We start from the raw sequence: 15,483 nt of genomic DNA, 5'->3' as shown, positions 1-15,483 counted from the left end.
GCCCTCCGGGCGCTACGGGCCAGGTCGCCCGGCGGGCCGGGCCGCTTGACCCGAGAAGAAATCCAGGCGCATGATGAACCTGGTTTCTTCGCCCTGACGTCCCCTGTCCAGCTGGTCCGTACGATGTCGCCCAGGGTGATCCGGGCGTGTGGAGGTGCCGAGGTGCTGCGGTTCGGCCTCGCCGTCATGAACGACTTTCCCCCGGACGTCGTGCCCGCGCGACGCGTCCCGCTGATCCGCGAGCAGGTGCGGGCGGCCCGCGACGCGGGGATCTCCTCGGTCTGGGTGCTGCAGCACTACCTCGGCGGCATGCCGACCCTGCAGCCGATCCCGCTGCTGGCCGCGCTCGCCGACGACGCGGGCGACATGCGCCTGGGCACGAACATGTTCATCCTGCCGCTGCGGCACCCCGTCGAGGTCGCCGAGGAGTTCGCCACCCTGGACCACCTGACCGGGGGACGCGCCGTCGCCGGCTTCGGCATGGGCTACCGGGAGAACGAGTTCGCCTCGTTCGGCATCCCGATGGACCACCGGCTCGGCCGCTACGAGGAGGCCGTCGAGCTGATCCGGCGGCTGTGGACCGGCGAGCGCGTCACGTTCCAGGGCGCGCACTTCCGCGTCGACGACCAGCACATCAGCCTGCCGCCGGTCCAGCCGGGCGGGCCGCCGGTGTGGATCGGCGCGGGCCCGCACCGCACCGGAGCGCTGCGCGCCGCCCGGCTCGGGGACGCCTGGATCGTCCCGCCCCACGTCACGCCGGCGAAACTGCGCACGCTCCTGGGCCACTACCGGGGGGAACGCGAACGGCTCGGCCGCGGGCCGTCCGAGCTGGTCGTCCGCCGGGAGCTGGTGCTCGACCACGACCGCGAGCGCGCGCGGGCCGTCGGCGTCGCGGCCCGCGGCGCCCTCACCCGCAAGTACGCCGAGCACAACGCGCCGCAGCAGGGCGAGGCGTACCGGCACCTGCGCGGCGACCGCGCGGCCGAGGAGGTCGCCGACGCCTCCTACCTGTTCACCGACCCGGCCGGGGCGATCGCCGCGCTCAAGGCGCTGGAGGCCGACGGGTTCACCCACGTCATCCTGCGCGCCCAGTGGTACGACCTCCCCCAGGAGCAGGTGCTGCGGACCCTGGAGCTGTTCAGGGACGAGGTGCTGCCGGCCTTCCGCTGACCAGGCGGGGCAGGGCGGCGCCACGCACGACGCGGCCGATGGGCGCCACGCCGGTGAGCAGCCGCCGCCGCGTCCGGCCGGGCGGTCACGAGCGCGCCCACCCCTGCGCCAGGTCGGTCCCCACATGAAGGTCGATGATCTTGCCGGTGAACAGGGCGGCGTCGCCGTCGACCCGCAGCCGGTCCCGGTAGGTGCCCCAGCCGATCACCGACGCGTCGTCGGCGCGCGCCGTGAACAGGAAGTACGAGGCGATCTCCACCACGCCCGGCTCCACCCATGTGGTCCTCGGGCTGACGATGAAGTGCCGCCTCTCCGCCGGGTCGGCCGCGCCGCGCTCCCGGTAGAAGGCGGCGATGGCCTCGCGTCCGGCCATCGTCCGCCCCGGCCGGCCGCCCAGCCGCGTGTGCAGCGCGCCGTCCTCGGTGAACAGGGCCGCCACCGCCTCCGGGACGGGATCGTCGAGCGCCTCGGCGTACCGGTGCAGATGGTTGCGCGCCGCCTCGGTCTCCTCCAGGCGGCGCACCCGCCGCAGCAGGGCGGCGATCTCGCTCTGGCTCGTCATGGTCGCTCCTTCGCTCGGGCCGCCCGTACCGCGCACGCGAACCGCCGCCCGTCCGGTTGATCATGGTCCGCGCAGGTCCGGGGGGTCGGGTCCTTGACCTCCCGTTGACCGATACCTTATGTTCATTATCACAGATTCGGACGGTCGGGCGGGATCGGAGCGCAGATGTCGGCGTCGCGGAGCCAACCACTGGAACTGTTCGTCGGGGGCCGGTGGGTTCCGGCGCGGGACGGCGGTGCGGTGGAGGTGCGCAATCCGGCGACGGGCCGGTGTGCGGGGTCGGCGGCGTTGGCGTCGGCGGCCGACATCGATGAGGCGGTGGCGGCGGCGCGGGCGTCGTTCGACGCGGGCGTGTGGGCGGGCGCCGATCCGGCCGAGCGGGCGCGGGTGCTGCGCACCGCCGCCGACCTGCTGGAGAAACGCGCCCCCGAGCTGGCGGCGAGCATCACGGCCGAGCTGGGGTGTCCGATCTGGTTCAGTGAGCGGGCGCATGTTCCCAACCCGATCCGGCATCTGCGTTACTACGCCGATCTGGCCGAGTCGTTCCCCTACGACGAGCGGCGGACCGACGGCGTGAACGCCAGTGTGGTGACGCAGGAGCCCGTGGGGGTGGTGGCGGCGATCACGCCGTGGAACGGTCCGCTGAGCACCCCGGCGTTGAAGGTGGCTCCGGCGTTGGCGGCGGGGTGTTCGGTGGTGCTCAAGCCGCCGCCGGAGACGCCGTTGACGGTGCGGGCGCTGGCCGAGGCGCTGGCGGCGGCGGGGTTGCCGGAGGGGGTGCTGAGCGTGATGCCCGGCGACCGGGACGCCGGGGAGCGTCTGGTGGCGCATCCGCAGGTCGACAAGATCGCTTTCACCGGCAGCAGCGCCGCGGGCAAGAAGATCATGGCGGTGGCGGCCGGGCGGATCGCCCGCGTCACGCTGGAGCTGGGCGGCAAGTCGGCCGCGATCATCTGCGACGACGCCGGCCTGGACGCCGTCGTTCCGGCGTTGCTGCCGATGGCGCTGCTGGTCAACGGCCAGGCGTGCATCGCCCAGACCCGCGTGCTGGTGCCGCGCCGCCGCCGGGACGAGATCGTCGCGGCGCTGGCCGAGGCGCTGCGCGCGCAGCGCCTCGGCGACCCCGCCGACCCCTCCACCACCATCGGGCCGCTGATCAGCGAACGGCAGCGCGACCGCGTCACCGGCTACATCGCGACCGGCCGGGCCGAGGGCGCCCGCGTCGTCGTCGGCGGCGAGCACGCCGACCTGCCCGGCGAGCTGGCACGCGGCTGGTTCGTCCCGCCCACCCTGCTGGACGGCGTCGACAACGGCATGCGCGTCGCGCAGGAGGAGATCTTCGGGCCGGTCCTGGCGGTCATCGAGTACGAAGGCGACGACGAGGCCGTGGCCATCGCCAACGACTCCCGCTACGGCCTGTCCGGGTCGGTGTGGACGCCGGACGAGGAGCGGGCGCTGGCGATCGCCCGGCGGATCCGCACCGGCATGGTCAGCATCAACGGGCGCGCGCAGGCGTTCGGCACCCCGTTCGGCGGCTACAAGGAATCGGGCGTGGGCCGGGAGATGGGCCCGGAGGGGTTCCGGTCCTACCTGGAGACCAAGTCCATCGCCGTCGCCCCCTGACGAGGCCTGGCACGGCCACTTTTCGCACACCCCTGTCTGACGCGCCCCCGCGCGTGACGCCCCTGCGCGCGTTCAGACCGACCGAGGAGGGTCAATGTCCGGACGGCTGGCCGGGAAGGTCGCGGTCATCACCGGCGGCGCGAGCGGGATCGGCGAGGGCACGGCCCGCCTGTTCCACGCCGAGGGCGCCCGCGTCGTCATCGCCGACGTGCAGGAGGGCCCCGGCGAGGCGCTGGCCGCCGAGCTGGGGGAGGGCGCGGCGTTCGTGCGCACCGACGTCTCCCGCGAGGACGACGTGGCCGCCCTGGTCGACACCGCCGTCGAACGCTTCGGCCACCTGGACGTCATGTTCAACAACGCCGGGGTGATGGGCGCCCTCGGCCCGATCGACCGCACCCGCATGCCGGACGCCGACCTGACCATCGCCGTCAACCTGCGCGGCGCGCTGTGCGGGATGAAGCACGCCGCGCGGGTGATGAAGCCCCGGCGCAGCGGCGTGATCCTGTCGACGTCCAGCCCCGCCGGGGTGCTCGGCGGCGTCGGCCCGCACGTCTACAGCGCGGTCAAGGCCGGGATCATCGGGCTGTCCAACTCGGTCGCCGCAGAGCTGCGCCGGTTCGGGGTGCGGTGCAACGTCATCGTGCCCGGCGCCGTCGTGTCGGCCATGACCGCCGGACTGGTGGCCGGGGGCGCCGACGACCTGGGCGGGGCCGAGCGCGCGCTGGGCGAGACGGCGTACATGGACCGGCCGCTGCGTCCCGCCGACGTCGCCGCCGGGGCGCTCTACCTGGCCAGTGACGAGGCGTCCCACGTCACCGGGATCGTGCTGCCGGTCGACGCGGGCATGACCGGCGCCGGAGGCCCCTCGCCCTTCGCCACCGGCCGCTACGAGGAGCCGACCGGCCTGCTCGAAGCCGGACGCCGCACTGTCGCCCCGGATTGATCAGCCCTTCACCGTGAGCGCGGGGCGTGGCGCACGGTCGCCGGCGCGGCGCGCACATTTCCAACCGCAGAACGGAGACCGACATGCTCACGGACAAGCGTGTGCTCGTGACCGGCGCGGGCGCCGGCATGGGACGGGAGATCGCCGTGGAGGCCGCCCGGCAGGGCGCCGCGTTCGTGGCCGTGGCCGACATCGACCTCGCCGCCGCCGAGGAGACCGCCGCCGCCGTCGGCGAGACGGGCGCGCGGGGCCTGCCGATCCACGTCGACCTGGCGGACGCGGCGCGGGTCGCGGGCATGGTCGAGACGGCCGCCGCGGCGGCGGGCGGCCTGGACACCCTGGTCAACAACGCCGGGGTGCTGGACGGCGCGGTCGCCCCCGGCGCCACGTTCGAGACGCTGCCCGACGACGCCTGGGACCGGGTGTACGCGATCAACGTCAAGGCCGTGTGGGCGGCGACCAAGGCGGCGGCCCCGCACCTGCGGGCGTCGGGGCGCGGCCCCTCGGTGGTGAACGCCGCGTCCGTCGCGGGGATGACGGGCTACCCGGCCGCGGCGTACGCCTCCAGCAAGGGCGCGGTCATCCAGCTCACCCGGGCCGCCGCGATCGCGCTGGCGCCCGAGGTGCGCTGCAACGCCTACTGCCCGGGTTCGATCGAGACGCCGATGAGCCGCGCGCACCTGGAGGCCGCGCCGGACCGGGAGGTCAGGCTGCGGGAGATGACGGGCGCGCACCTGATCCCCCGGTTCGGGCGGGCGGCGGAGGTGGCCAAGGTCGTCTGCTTCCTGGCCTCCGACGACGCCTCGTTCGTCACCGGCGGGATCTTCCCGGTGGACGGCGGCACCACCGCCTGGCGCGGCCTGCGCACCTAGCGTGCGGACGTCCCCACCAGGACATATTTCCTTCGATTCATGCGCATAGAACTCTTGACCTGGGCGTAATACAGGCGAATCATATTCATCATCTTTTCCCGAGCGACGGAGTGGAACATGGTCGCACTCAGCGGTGGCCGGGGCGTGCGCGGGCTCGCCTTCGCCCTGGGCGCGTGCAGCGTCCTCGCACTGTCGGCCTGCGCCGACACCCAAGGCCGCGGGGCCGGTGGCGGGGGAGGTCAGGGCGTCCCCCAGGGGGCGACCATCGAGCAGTACAAGGCGGCCTTCGCCGACGTCCGGCCGATCAAGCTGACCACCCAGTCCCCGTCCCCGAAGGGCTCGGTCACCGGCAAGAACGTCGAGGACTACCTCAAGGCCGTCACCGAGTGGTCCGGCGGCAAGATCACCTTCGAGGTGACCTACTCCAACGGCGTCGCCCCGCCCGCCGAGGTGGACGACGCCCTGGTGGACGGCCGGCTGGACATCGGCCAGGTGCTGCCGATCTACGAACCCTCGGAGTATCCGGCCAACGCCGCGCTGATCCAGGCGAGCTTCGTGTCCGACCAGACGCCGGTCGCCGGGACGCTGCAGTCCAACGCCTGGCCCAACGAGGTGGCCTTCAAGACGCCCGAGATCACCGAGGAGTTCGAGAAGAAGGGCATCAAGCTGATGGTGCCGTACTACGACTCGGGCGCCAACGTGATGTTCTGCCGCAAGCCCCGCCGCGACCTGGCCTCGCTCAAGGGCGTGCAGACCGCCTCCGGCGGCCAGGCGCAGAACGCCGAGCTGACCGCGCTCGGCGCCGCGCCCGCGTCGGTGCCCTACACCGAGCAGTTCGAGAGCCTGCAGCGCGGCGTGGTCGACTGCACCGTCTCCAGCTTCACCGTCGGCGTGCTCGGCGGGTTCGTCAAGGTCGCGCCGAACGTGACCATCGACCCCGCCGCCGGGTTCGCCCTGGCCCCCGGCGGCATGGCGATCAACCAGCGCACCTGGGACGGGCTGCCGCTGGTCGCCCGCCAGCTGCTGTGGGACCGCCTGGACGTCTTCCTGGCCTCCAACATCGAGGGCAAGATCTGGCCGAACATCGCGCAGGCCGTCTCCCAGGCCAAGGCGGCGGGCGGCTCGGTCGGCCCGTTCTCCGACGACGCCCGCAAGGCCATGACCGGCGCCAACTCCCGCATGCTGGACACGATGCGGCGCGAGGCCAAGGTCAAGGACCCCGGCGCGTTCGTCACGAACATCCAGGCGGCCGCCGACAGGTGGCTCAAGGAGGCGCGGGCCGCGAGGCCCGGGGAGGACGTCGCCCACGCCGACTTCGACCAGTGGTACAAGCCCGGCAAGGTGGACGCGAACCGCTACGTCGGCAAGGTCTACGAGCAGGTCTTCCTGCCGCACCGCCCCTCCTGACCGCCCGCCGCGCCCCGCCGCGGCGACCCATCCCACCCTCGCCATGGAGCCGCCATGAGCGCACCATCCCACCCCGCCACCGACGGCCCGCCCGCCGGCGACCGCGCGCCGGACGACAGCTCCCGCACGTTCCGGCTGGACGTGGCCGTGATCGAGGTGGCGGCCGTGGCCGTGACCTTCGTGATGATGCTGCACATCACGGCCAACGCCCTGCTGCGGTCGTTCGCCGACCGGCCGATGCCGAACACGCTGGAGATCGTCCAGTACTGGTACCTGCCGATCGTCGCGTTCCTCGGCTTCGTCGCCGCCCAGCACCGGGGCCAGCACATCGCGGCCGACCTGCTGTTCGAGCGGCTGCCCGAGGCGGCGCGGCGGCCGGTGCTGGCGGTGGTGCTGGCCGCCTGCTGCGCCCTGGCCGCGGGCTTCGCCTGGTTCGGCTGGCAGGAGGCCCTGCACGCCTACGAGATCAGGAAGACCGCGGGGGTGAGCGACCTTCCCGCCTGGCCGACGTACTTCCTGGTCCCGCTCGCCTTCGCCGGGCTGACCGCGCAGTTCGCCGCGGCCGCCGTGCGGGCCGCGGTGCGCCCGGTCACCGAGCACGCCGCCGCCGACCCCGACGAGGCGGCCGTCCTGCGTGAACTGTCGGCCGCCGAGAACAAGGAGGCCCGGTCATGACCGAACCGGCCACGCGCACCGCCGACGCCCCGGCCGGCGCCGAGGACCCGGGCGGGCGGGCCCGGGGCGGCACCTCGGACGTCCGGTCCTGGATCGTCCTCGGCCTGATCGTGGCGACCGTGGCGGGCACCACCTGCGCGCTGTTCCTGCCGCTGGTGCCCGAGGCGATCGGCGCGCTGGCCTGCGCGCTGATGCTCGTGCTGATCTTCCTGCGGATGCCGGTGGCGATCGCGATGACGATCCCGGCGCTGCTCGGCGTGTACGCGCTGCGCGGACGGCCGCTGGTGGAGAGCACCCTGACGACGCTGCCCTACCAGCAGGTGGCGAACTGGACGCTGAGCGTCGTGCCCATGTTCATCCTCATGGGGCTGCTGCTGTGGCGGGCCGGGCTCACCGAGAGCCTGTACTCGGTCGGCCGGATGTGGCTGGGCTGGCTGCCGGGCGGGCTGGCCGTCGGCACCAACCTGGCGGGCGCGGGCCTGGCGTCGGTGAGCGGCTCCTCGGTCGGGACGACCTACGCCCTGGCCCGCATCGGCATCCCCGAGATGCTCAAGGCCGGGTACGACAAGCGGCTGGCGCTCGGGTCGGTCGTGGTCGCGGGACTGCCGGGCCAGCTCATCCCGCCGAGCATCATGCTCGTCATCTACGCCGGGATCGCCGAGGTGCCCATCGGGCCGCAGCTGCTGGCGGGGATCGGCCCCGGGCTGCTGGTCGCGGCCCTGTTCACCGTGATGATCGTGCTGTTCGCGCGGCGCTGGGCGGCGGCCGAAGCGGCCTCCGGCGCGGCCTCCGAGCCGGCCGCCGGTCCCGCGGTGACCTGGCGGGACAGGTTCGCCGGGCTGGTGCGGATCTGGCCCGTCCCGCTGCTGATCGTGCTGATCGTGGCGGGCATGTTCTCCGGCGTGTTCACCGCCACCGAGGCGGGGGCGGTCGCCGCGCTGGTGTCGCTGCTGGTCACGCTGGTGTGGCGGCGCGGCTCGGGCGCGTGGCGGGCGGTGGCCGAGGCCGCGACCGCCACCGTGGCCAGCGTCGGCGCGATCTTCTTCATGCTGATCGGCGTCGAGGCGCTGTCGCGGATGCTCACGCTGACCGGCATCAGCAACGGGTTCGCCGGGCTGGTGGAGGGGCTGAACCTCGACCGGGTGGGCTTCCTGCTGCTCATGACGGTGATCTACATCGTGCTCGGCACCTTCATGGAGCCGCTGCCGATGATGGTGCTGACCATCCCCATCCTGATGCCGACGCTCAAGGCGCTGGACATCTCCCTGCTCTGGTACGGGGTGTTCGCGGTGTTCATGGGGGAGCTGGCCGTGGTGACGCCGCCGGTCGGCATCCTGGCGTTCATCATCTACAGCATCACCAAGGACCCGCAGGTCAACCAGGGCCGGAACATCAGCATGAACGACGTGTTCCGGGCGGTGTGGTGGTTCATGCCGATGGCGATCATCGTCACCCTGGTCCTGATCTTCTTCCCGCAGATCGCGACGTTCATCCCCGACCTGGCGTCGGGAGAGTGACGAGCGGCCGCCCCGCGCGACCCCCGAGCGACATCCGAACGACGAAGGATTCCCCCGATGAGCGAGACCAGGCAGCGGACCGGGCCGGACGGCGAGCCCGGGGCCCGGACGATGCGCGGCTGCCCCGTCAGCCACACCGAGTACGGCGAGGACTCGGAGCTGTACGGGCACTACGCCCTGCTGGACGCCGAACGCGAGGCCGCCCGGTTCCACTTCAACGACACCCGGCCGCGCGGCTTCTGGATGCTGCAGCGCTACGACGACGTGCTGGAGGGCTTCCAGAACCACGCGGTCTGGACGACGCACGCGCGCAGCGCGCTCAACCCCGAGCCGGGCATCGCGCTGCTGCCGCAGGACCTCAACGGCAAGGAGCACGCCAAGCTGCGGCGCGTCCTCAACCCGTTCTTCTCCCCGGCGGCGGTGCGGCGGATGGAGTCGCTGGCGCACCGCCGCTGCGTGGAACTGGTGGAGGAGGTCCGGCCCAAGGGCGGCTGCGACTTCGTCGCCGAGTTCGCCATCCGCTACCCCACCGACCTGTTCCTGGCCCTGCTGGGCCTTCCGGTCAGCGACGGCGAGTTCTTCCTGCCCTGGTCGGAGACGCTGTTCGCCGGGTTCTTCGGCGGCGACCCCGAGGCGGCCGCCGAGGCCAAGCGCAGGATCCTGGAGTACTTCGACGAGGCGGTGAACGAGCGCCGCGCCGACCCCCGCGACCCGTCCGAGGACATGGTGACGCGGCTGGTCCAGGCCCGGATCGACGGCGAGCCGATCTCGCAGGAGGACATCCTCACCATCTGCATGACGCTGATGCTGGCGGGGCTGGACACCACCCGCAGCGCGCTCGGCTTCATCTTCACCCACCTGGCCACGCACGAGGAGGACCGGCGGCGGATCATCGCCGAGCCGGACCTGGCGCCCGCCGCGGTCGAGGAGTTCCTGCGCATGTACCCGCTGGTGATCCAGGCGGGCCGGGAGGTGCGCGAGCCGCAGGACTTCCACGGCCTGCCGCTGGAGAAGGGCGACATCGTCTGGCTCGGCATCGGCTCGGCCAACCGCGATCCCCGCAAGTTCCCCGACCCCGACCGGTTCATCCTGGGCCGCGAGGGCGTCAACCAGAACCTGGCGTTCGGCGCCGGCCCGCACCGCTGCCTGGGCATGCACCTGGCCAGGCTGGAGCTCGCCGTGGTGCTGCGCGAGTGGCACAGCCGCATCCCCGACTACCGGATCCGGCCGGGCGTGACGCTGACCGAGCGGGGCGGCCAGCTCACCATGCCGACGCTGCCCCTGGAATGGGAGGTCTGAGAGATGTTCCTGTCGATCGACGCGGGCCGGTGCATGGGGCACGGCCGCTGCTACTCGGTGGCCGAGCGGCTGCTGACCGACGACGAGGAGGGCTTCGTCGCCCAGCGCGGCCAGACCATCGAGGTCCCGGACGGGCTGCTGGCCGACGCGCGCGAGGCCGCCAGCGCCTGCCCCGAGCGGGCCATCTCCCTGCGCGCGGCCTCCCCCTCGCTGAGCGGCGACGCCGGTGCCGATGCTTGAGCACCTGCGCGTCCTGGACCTGACCGACGAGCGCGGCCTGATGTGCGGGCGGCTGCTCGCCGACCTGGGCGCGGACGTGGTGCAGGTCGAACCGCCGGGCGGGTCGCGCGCCCGGTCGGCCCCGCCGCTCGCCGGCGGGCCGGGCCGCCCGTCGCTGTTCTGGGAGACCTACGCGGCCGGCCGGCGCGGCGTCGTCGCCGACCTGGACACCGAGGAGGGACGCTCGCTGGTGCGCCGCCTGGCGGACGCGGCGGACGTCGTCGTCACCTCGGCCCCGGCGGCGTGGCTGCGGGAACGGGGCCTGGACCCGGCGACGCTGCGCGCCGGGCGTCCCCGGCTGGTCGTCACGGCGATCACGGCGTTCGGGGCGGCCGGCCCCAAGGCGGACTACGCCGACAGCGACCTGGTCGTCTGGGCGGCGGGCGGCCCCCTCGACCCGCACCGCGACGGCGACCGGCCGCCGCTGCGCATCAGCGCGCCGCAGGCGTTCCTGCAGGCCGGGGCGGACGCGGCGGCGGGCACGCTGCTGGCGGTCCTGGCGCGGACGGTCACCGGCGAGGGCCAGGTCGTGGACGTCTCGGCGCAGGCGTGCCTGGGCGTGGCGACGCTCGCGCGCGTCCTGGCGCACGCGGTGGGCGACGACAAGCCCGAATGGCACCGCGAGCCCGCGCCGCGCTCCGACCAGAGCGGCAGCGGCGCCGCCACGCCCAACGCCATGAAGAAGTGGCACGTCAGGGACGGCATGGTCGAGCTGCACCTGTCGATGGGCCCGGCCGCCGGAGCGTTCACCAACAACCTGTTCGCCTGGCTGCGGGACGAGGGCGCGGTGGACGAGCGCATCGCGTCCTGGGACTGGCGCACCCTTCCCGGCCTGCTCGCGGACGGCACGCTCACGCCCGCCGACCTGGACGACGCCCGCGCCGCCGTCCGCGCCTTCCTCAAGGACAGGACCAAGGCGGAGGTGCTGGACGCGGCGCTGCGCCGCCGCCTGCTCTGCGTGCCGATCTTCGACATGGCCGACGTGGCGAACGCGCCGCACCTGGCGGCGCGCGGCTTCTGGTCCGAGGTCGAGATCGAGGGCCGCCGGGTCCGCATCCCCGGACGCTTCGCGCGGGTCACGGGCGACGACGGGCCGCGCGTGCGGCGCCGCGCGCCGCGCGTCGGTGAGCACACCGACGAGGTGATCCGCGAATGGCTTCCCCGGGAACGCGCCGGCCGCGCCGCCCCGCCGGCCCGTCCGCAAGGCGCGCGGGCTCTGGACGGGCTGAAGGTGCTGGACCTGTCGTGGGTGGTCGCCGGGCCGCTCATCGGCCGGACGCTCGCCGACTTCGGCGCCCGCGTCGTGCGGGCCGAGTCCAGCACGCGCGTCGAGACGGCGCGGCTCATGCAGCCGTTCTACGGCGGCGTGCCCGGCCCGGAGAACTCGGCGCTGTTCGGCAACTGCAACGCGGGCAAGCTCGGCCTGACCGTCGACCTCAAGCGCGAGGACGGGCGCGCGGTCGTCCGCGACCTGGCGCGCTGGGCCGACGTGGTGGTCGAGTCGTTCTCGCCCGGCCAGATGGCCAGGTGGGGGCTCGACTACGCCGCGCTCGCGGCGGCCAACCCGTCCCTGATCATGCTGAGCACCAGCATCGCCGGGCAGAGCGGCCCGCTGGCGCGGCTGGCGGGGTACGGCAACGTCGGCTCGTCGCTGAGCGGGCTGCAGGGCCTGGTCGGCTGGGAGGACCGGCTGCCGCTCGGGCCGTTCGGCCCGTACACCGACTACATCGGCCCGCGGCTGGCGCTGGCGGCGCTGCTGGCGGCGGTGGAGGACCGCCGCCGCACCGGACGCGGCCGCCACATCGACGTGGCGCAGATCGAGGCCGGGGTGTTCTTCCTGTCGCCGCAGGTGGCGCGGTTCGGCTTCGACGGGACGGTCGCGCGGCGCCGGGGCAACCGCGACGAGGCGTTCGTCCCGCACGGCGTCTACCCGTGCCGGCCCGAGGACGGCCGCGACCGGTTCGTGGCGATCGCCGTGCGCACCGACGGCGAGTGGCGCCGCCTGGCCGCCGCCATGGGCCGTCCCGACCTGGCCGGACGCGACGACCTGGCCACGGCGCGGGGCCGCCGCGAGCACGAGGAGCTGCTCGACGAGGCGATCGCGGAGTGGACGTCGCGGCACCGCGCCCAGGACGTGGAAGGGCTGCTGCAGGCCGAGGGCGTCCCGGCCCACATGTCCCAGGCGAGCGCGGACTTCGTCGCCGATCCGCAGCTGGCCGCGCGGGGGCACGTCGTGGCGCTCCCGCATCGCCTGCACGGCACGGCGTACGTGGAAGGGCCGCGCTGTCTGCTGTCGGCGACGCCGGGCGTCGTGGAACGTCCCGCCCCGACGCTGGGGCAGGACAACGAGACCGTCCTGCGGGAGATCCTCGGCTACCCCGAGGCGCGGGTGCGTGGACTGCTGGAGGGAGGGGCGCTCCGTTGAGCGCACAGGCGAGCACGAACAGGGTGGCCGCCGGGCCGGACGACTGGAAGGCCGAGTGGCGGCCGGTCGTCGACGCGGTCGGCCGCGACTTCTCCGACGGCGAGACCGTCTGGGGCGCCGACGCCGTCGAACGCGGCGCGATCCGCCGCTACCTGGAGCCGCTGGAGCTCGGCTGCGCGCTGCACACCGATCCGGTGGTGGCGCGCCGCGCCGGGTTCGAGGACGTCACGATGCCCTACACCGGCCTGATGTCGTGGACGCTGCCGCCGATGTGGCGGCCCGGCGAGACGCTGTTCGACAGCGACGACCGCGACGCCCAGCCGGTGCACAGCCCCATCAACAACCAGGACATGCCGATCGGCCCGAAGACCACCGGCTTCTTCGGCACCGACATCGAGGTCGACTTCCTGCGCCCGGTGGTGGCGGGGGAGCGCATCGGACGGCGCGGGCGGCGGCTGGTGTCGTGCGCGCCGAAGGAGACCTCGGTGGGCCGGGGCGCCTTCATGACCTGGGAGAGCGAGATCGTCACCACGTCCGGCGAGGTGGTGGCGCGCATCCGCATCGGCACCTACGCCTACGTCCCCCGGAACGAAGGCAGGGAGGGGTGAGCCAGGTGGACACGGCGGCCCTGGAAGGGCGCAGGTTCGAGGACGTGACGGTCGGCGAGGAGCTGCCCGGCGCCGACTACCCCCTGACCGTCTACCGGCTGGTGATGGCGGCGGGCGCCAACCGCGACTTCAACTCGATCCACCACAACACCGAGTACGCCCGCGGCACGGGCGCGCCCGAGATGTACGCCAACACCCAGTTCCTGCTGGGCGCGTGGGAACGCTGCGTCCGCGACTGGATGGGCCTGGCCGGGCAGATCCGCGCGATCCGCGGCTTCCGGATGCGGTCGTTCAACGTCGTCGGCGACACCATGCGGGTGCGGGCCGAGGTCAAGGACGCGCGCGTCGACGAGTACGGCCGGGGCGTCGTGGAGATCGCGATCCGCTGCGAGAACTCCGGCGGCGTGACGGTCGGGCCGGGCGTCGTCGAGGTCGTCCTGCCGCGCCGGACGGGGGAGGACGCGTGAGCGGCGGGGGACGCACCGCGGTCATCGCGGGCCTCGGACTGACCGAGTTCGGCCGCATCTACGGGCGCACGTCCGCCGACTTCGCCGTCGAGGCGATCGCGCGGGCCGCCGAGGACGCGGGCCTGACGCTGGGCGACATCGACGGCCTGCTCGTCAACCCCGGTGTCGGCGGCGACATCGACCTGCGCCTGCAGTCGACGCTGCAGATGCGCGACACCCGCCTGCTGGCGACCGTCCAGGGGTTCGGCTCGTCGGCCGGGCAGATGGTGCAGTACGCCTCGATGGCGATCGCCTCCGGCATGGCCGACGTGGTGGCCTGCGTCTACGCGGACGCGCCGCTGAAGGAGGGCAAGGGCGCGGGCGCCTCGTACGCGGGGCAGAAGCGGCCGATGCGCGGCGTCGGCGCGCTGCCGGCCGCCGCCGGGCTCAGGGCGGCGCCCGAACGGTACGCGGTCGCGGCCCGCCGCCACATGGAGACCTACGGGACGACCAGCGAGCAGTTCGGCGCCGTCGCGGTCGCCGCCCGGCAGTGGGCGGCGATGAACCCGCGCGCGCAGATGCGCGAGCCGATCACGCCGGCCGACCACCAGGCCTCCCGCATGATCGCCGACCCGCTGCGGCTGCTGGACTGCTGCCTGGTCAGCAACGGCGGCGTCGCGGTGATCCTCACGACCGCCGAGCGGGCCGCGGGGCTGCGCAGGCCCCCGGTGCACGTGTGGGGCTGGGGGCAGGCGCACCCCGGTTACGTCAACCGGCGCGGCAGTGAGTTCGGCCTGGTCACGGGCGCGGCGCGGTCGGGCGCCGAGGCGCTGAAGATGGCCGGGGTCGGCGTCGGCGACATCGACCTCTGCCAGATCTACGACTGCTTCACCTACACCACGCTGGTCACGCTGGAGGACTACGGGTTCTGCGCCAAGGGCGAGGGCGGCGCGTTCGTGGCGAGCGGCGCGATCGCGCCCGGCGGGAGCCTGCCGGTCAACACCGGCGGCGGCGAGCTGTCGTCCTTCTACATGTGGGGGATGACGCCGCTGTCGGAGGCGATCATCCAGGCGCGGGGCGAGGGCGGCGACCGCCAGGTGCCCGAGCACGACCTGATCATGGTGAGCGGCAACGGGGGAGTGCTGGACTTCCACTCCACCCTCATCCTCAGCCCGCACGCCAGGACGTGACGCGATGCCGGAGAAGGAAGGCGCACACATGAGCCAGCCGGACGCAAGTGGGGCGGCAGGGCTGAGCCTTACCCCCGTCGTGCGGGACGAGCATTCGGCCCCGTTCTTCGACGCCGCCGCCGAGGGCACGCTGTTGCTGCGCTACTCGCCCAGCAGCGGCGAGTGGTCCGAGCCGTCCGCGGTGGTGTGCTCGGTGACGCAGGCGCGGGATCTGGAGTGGCGGCCCGCCGCCGGCACCGGCGAGCTGGTGTCCTGGACGGTCAAGCCGGGCCGGCGCGGGGCGGACGGCGTCCCGGCGCCCGACCGGGTCATCGGGCTGGTGGAGCTGACCGAGGGGCCGTGGCTGACGCTGCGGCTGGTGGACGCCGAGGGCCCGGAGCTGCGCGCGGGCCTCCCGGTGCGCGTGGAGTTCGTCCGTCCCGAGGGCAGCGAGCCCCTGCCGGTCGGCCGCGTCCACGGCTAGAGTT

15 protein-coding genes are annotated in these 15,483 nt (G+C 73.8%); 14 read left to right on the top strand and 1 reads right to left on the bottom strand.

From position 1 onward, the window contains the following. The first annotated feature begins 135 nt into the window (after positions 1-135). Positions 136-1,170 (top strand): LLM class flavin-dependent oxidoreductase, encoded by a 1,035-nt coding sequence (locus ABZ801_RS21100; protein WP_360700107.1) that lies wholly within the window; start codon positions 136-138, stop codon positions 1,168-1,170. A gap of 85 nt (positions 1,171-1,255) precedes the next feature. On the opposite strand, the gene ABZ801_RS21095 is transcribed toward ABZ801_RS21100, so the two are convergent. Continuing rightward, positions 1,256-1,732 carry a nuclear transport factor 2 family protein gene (locus ABZ801_RS21095; protein WP_360700104.1) on the bottom strand — a complete coding sequence of 159 codons (477 nt, stop codon included), beginning with the start codon at positions 1,730-1,732 and terminating at the stop codon, positions 1,256-1,258. Positions 1,733-1,897: 165 nt separating this feature from the next. Here ABZ801_RS21095 and ABZ801_RS21090 point away from each other — a divergent pair, with 165 nt between their 5' ends. From ABZ801_RS21090 to ABZ801_RS21030, 13 genes are all read left to right on the top strand, one after another. After that, positions 1,898-3,355 (top strand): aldehyde dehydrogenase, encoded by a 1,458-nt coding sequence (locus tag ABZ801_RS21090; protein ID WP_360700101.1) that lies wholly within the window; start codon positions 1,898-1,900, stop codon positions 3,353-3,355. Between the two features lie 94 nt (positions 3,356-3,449). Continuing rightward, complete coding sequence (locus ABZ801_RS21085; protein WP_360700098.1) at positions 3,450-4,298, top strand: SDR family oxidoreductase; 849 nt, start codon at positions 3,450-3,452, stop codon at positions 4,296-4,298. 83 nt (positions 4,299-4,381) lie between these two features. After that, complete coding sequence (locus tag ABZ801_RS21080; RefSeq protein ID WP_360700095.1) at positions 4,382-5,170, top strand: SDR family NAD(P)-dependent oxidoreductase; 789 nt, start codon at positions 4,382-4,384, stop codon at positions 5,168-5,170. A 117-nt stretch (positions 5,171-5,287) separates the two neighbouring features. Further along, on the top strand, positions 5,288-6,577 hold the full coding sequence (dctP, locus tag ABZ801_RS21075; RefSeq protein WP_360700092.1) for a TRAP transporter substrate-binding protein DctP: 1,290 nt from the start codon (positions 5,288-5,290) through the stop codon (positions 6,575-6,577). Positions 6,578-6,631: 54 nt separating this feature from the next. Then, complete coding sequence (locus ABZ801_RS21070) at positions 6,632-7,252, top strand: TRAP transporter small permease (RefSeq protein ID WP_360700089.1); 621 nt, start codon at positions 6,632-6,634, stop codon at positions 7,250-7,252. After that, complete coding sequence (locus tag ABZ801_RS21065; protein ID WP_360700086.1) at positions 7,249-8,769, top strand: TRAP transporter large permease; 1,521 nt, start codon at positions 7,249-7,251, stop codon at positions 8,767-8,769. The genes ABZ801_RS21070 and ABZ801_RS21065 overlap by 4 nt, the downstream gene beginning before the upstream one ends. 57 nt (positions 8,770-8,826) lie before the next feature. After that, on the top strand, positions 8,827-10,068 hold the full coding sequence (locus ABZ801_RS21060) for a cytochrome P450 (protein ID WP_360700082.1): 1,242 nt from the start codon (positions 8,827-8,829) through the stop codon (positions 10,066-10,068). Positions 10,069-10,071: 3 nt separating this feature from the next. Next, positions 10,072-10,308, top strand: coding sequence for a ferredoxin (locus ABZ801_RS21055; protein ID WP_360700079.1), 237 nt, complete (start codon positions 10,072-10,074; stop codon positions 10,306-10,308). Beyond that, on the top strand, positions 10,301-12,772 hold the full coding sequence (locus tag ABZ801_RS21050) for a CoA transferase (protein ID WP_360700076.1): 2,472 nt from the start codon (positions 10,301-10,303) through the stop codon (positions 12,770-12,772). The genes ABZ801_RS21055 and ABZ801_RS21050 overlap by 8 nt, the downstream gene beginning before the upstream one ends. Next, on the top strand, positions 12,769-13,380 hold the full coding sequence (locus ABZ801_RS21045; RefSeq protein WP_360700073.1) for a MaoC family dehydratase N-terminal domain-containing protein: 612 nt from the start codon (positions 12,769-12,771) through the stop codon (positions 13,378-13,380). Before ABZ801_RS21050 ends, ABZ801_RS21045 begins: the two co-directional genes overlap by 4 nt. Further along, positions 13,377-13,847 carry an acyl dehydratase gene (locus ABZ801_RS21040; protein ID WP_360700070.1) on the top strand — a complete coding sequence of 157 codons (471 nt, stop codon included), beginning with the start codon at positions 13,377-13,379 and terminating at the stop codon, positions 13,845-13,847. Before ABZ801_RS21045 ends, ABZ801_RS21040 begins: the two co-directional genes overlap by 4 nt. Further along, the gene (locus ABZ801_RS21035; protein ID WP_360700067.1) at positions 13,844-15,016 is read left to right on the top strand and encodes a thiolase family protein; all 1,173 of its coding nucleotides are present in this window, start codon (positions 13,844-13,846) and stop codon (positions 15,014-15,016) included. The genes ABZ801_RS21040 and ABZ801_RS21035 overlap by 4 nt, the downstream gene beginning before the upstream one ends. Positions 15,017-15,044: 28 nt before the next feature. After that, complete coding sequence (locus tag ABZ801_RS21030) at positions 15,045-15,479, top strand: OB-fold domain-containing protein (RefSeq protein ID WP_360700064.1); 435 nt, start codon at positions 15,045-15,047, stop codon at positions 15,477-15,479. The last annotated feature ends 4 nt before the right edge of the window (positions 15,480-15,483 follow it).

The sequence above is a fragment of the Actinomadura sp. NPDC047616 genome (assembly GCF_040642915.1).
Taxonomy (GTDB): Bacteria; Actinomycetota; Actinomycetes; order Streptosporangiales; family Streptosporangiaceae; genus Spirillospora; species Spirillospora miaoliensis.
The sequence above is the reverse complement of the archived record's forward strand: the minus strand, read 5'-3'. Positions and strand labels throughout refer to the sequence as shown.

Coding starts and splice junctions, on each gene's coding strand:
- ABZ801_RS21095 (WP_360700104.1), bottom strand. CDS start 1,732: ATGACGAGCCAGAGCGAGATCGCCGCCCTGCTGCGGCGGGTGCGCCGC.
- ABZ801_RS21090 (WP_360700101.1), top strand. CDS start 1,898: ATGTCGGCGTCGCGGAGCCAACCACTGGAACTGTTCGTCGGGGGCCGG.
- ABZ801_RS21085 (WP_360700098.1), top strand. CDS start 3,450: ATGTCCGGACGGCTGGCCGGGAAGGTCGCGGTCATCACCGGCGGCGCG.
- ABZ801_RS21080 (WP_360700095.1), top strand. CDS start 4,382: ATGCTCACGGACAAGCGTGTGCTCGTGACCGGCGCGGGCGCCGGCATG.
- dctP (WP_360700092.1), top strand. CDS start 5,288: ATGGTCGCACTCAGCGGTGGCCGGGGCGTGCGCGGGCTCGCCTTCGCC.
- ABZ801_RS21070 (WP_360700089.1), top strand. CDS start 6,632: ATGAGCGCACCATCCCACCCCGCCACCGACGGCCCGCCCGCCGGCGAC.
- ABZ801_RS21065 (WP_360700086.1), top strand. CDS start 7,249: ATGACCGAACCGGCCACGCGCACCGCCGACGCCCCGGCCGGCGCCGAG.
- ABZ801_RS21060 (WP_360700082.1), top strand. CDS start 8,827: ATGAGCGAGACCAGGCAGCGGACCGGGCCGGACGGCGAGCCCGGGGCC.
- ABZ801_RS21055 (WP_360700079.1), top strand. CDS start 10,072: ATGTTCCTGTCGATCGACGCGGGCCGGTGCATGGGGCACGGCCGCTGC.
- ABZ801_RS21050 (WP_360700076.1), top strand. CDS start 10,301: ATGCTTGAGCACCTGCGCGTCCTGGACCTGACCGACGAGCGCGGCCTG.
- ABZ801_RS21030 (WP_360700064.1), top strand. CDS start 15,045: ATGAGCCAGCCGGACGCAAGTGGGGCGGCAGGGCTGAGCCTTACCCCC.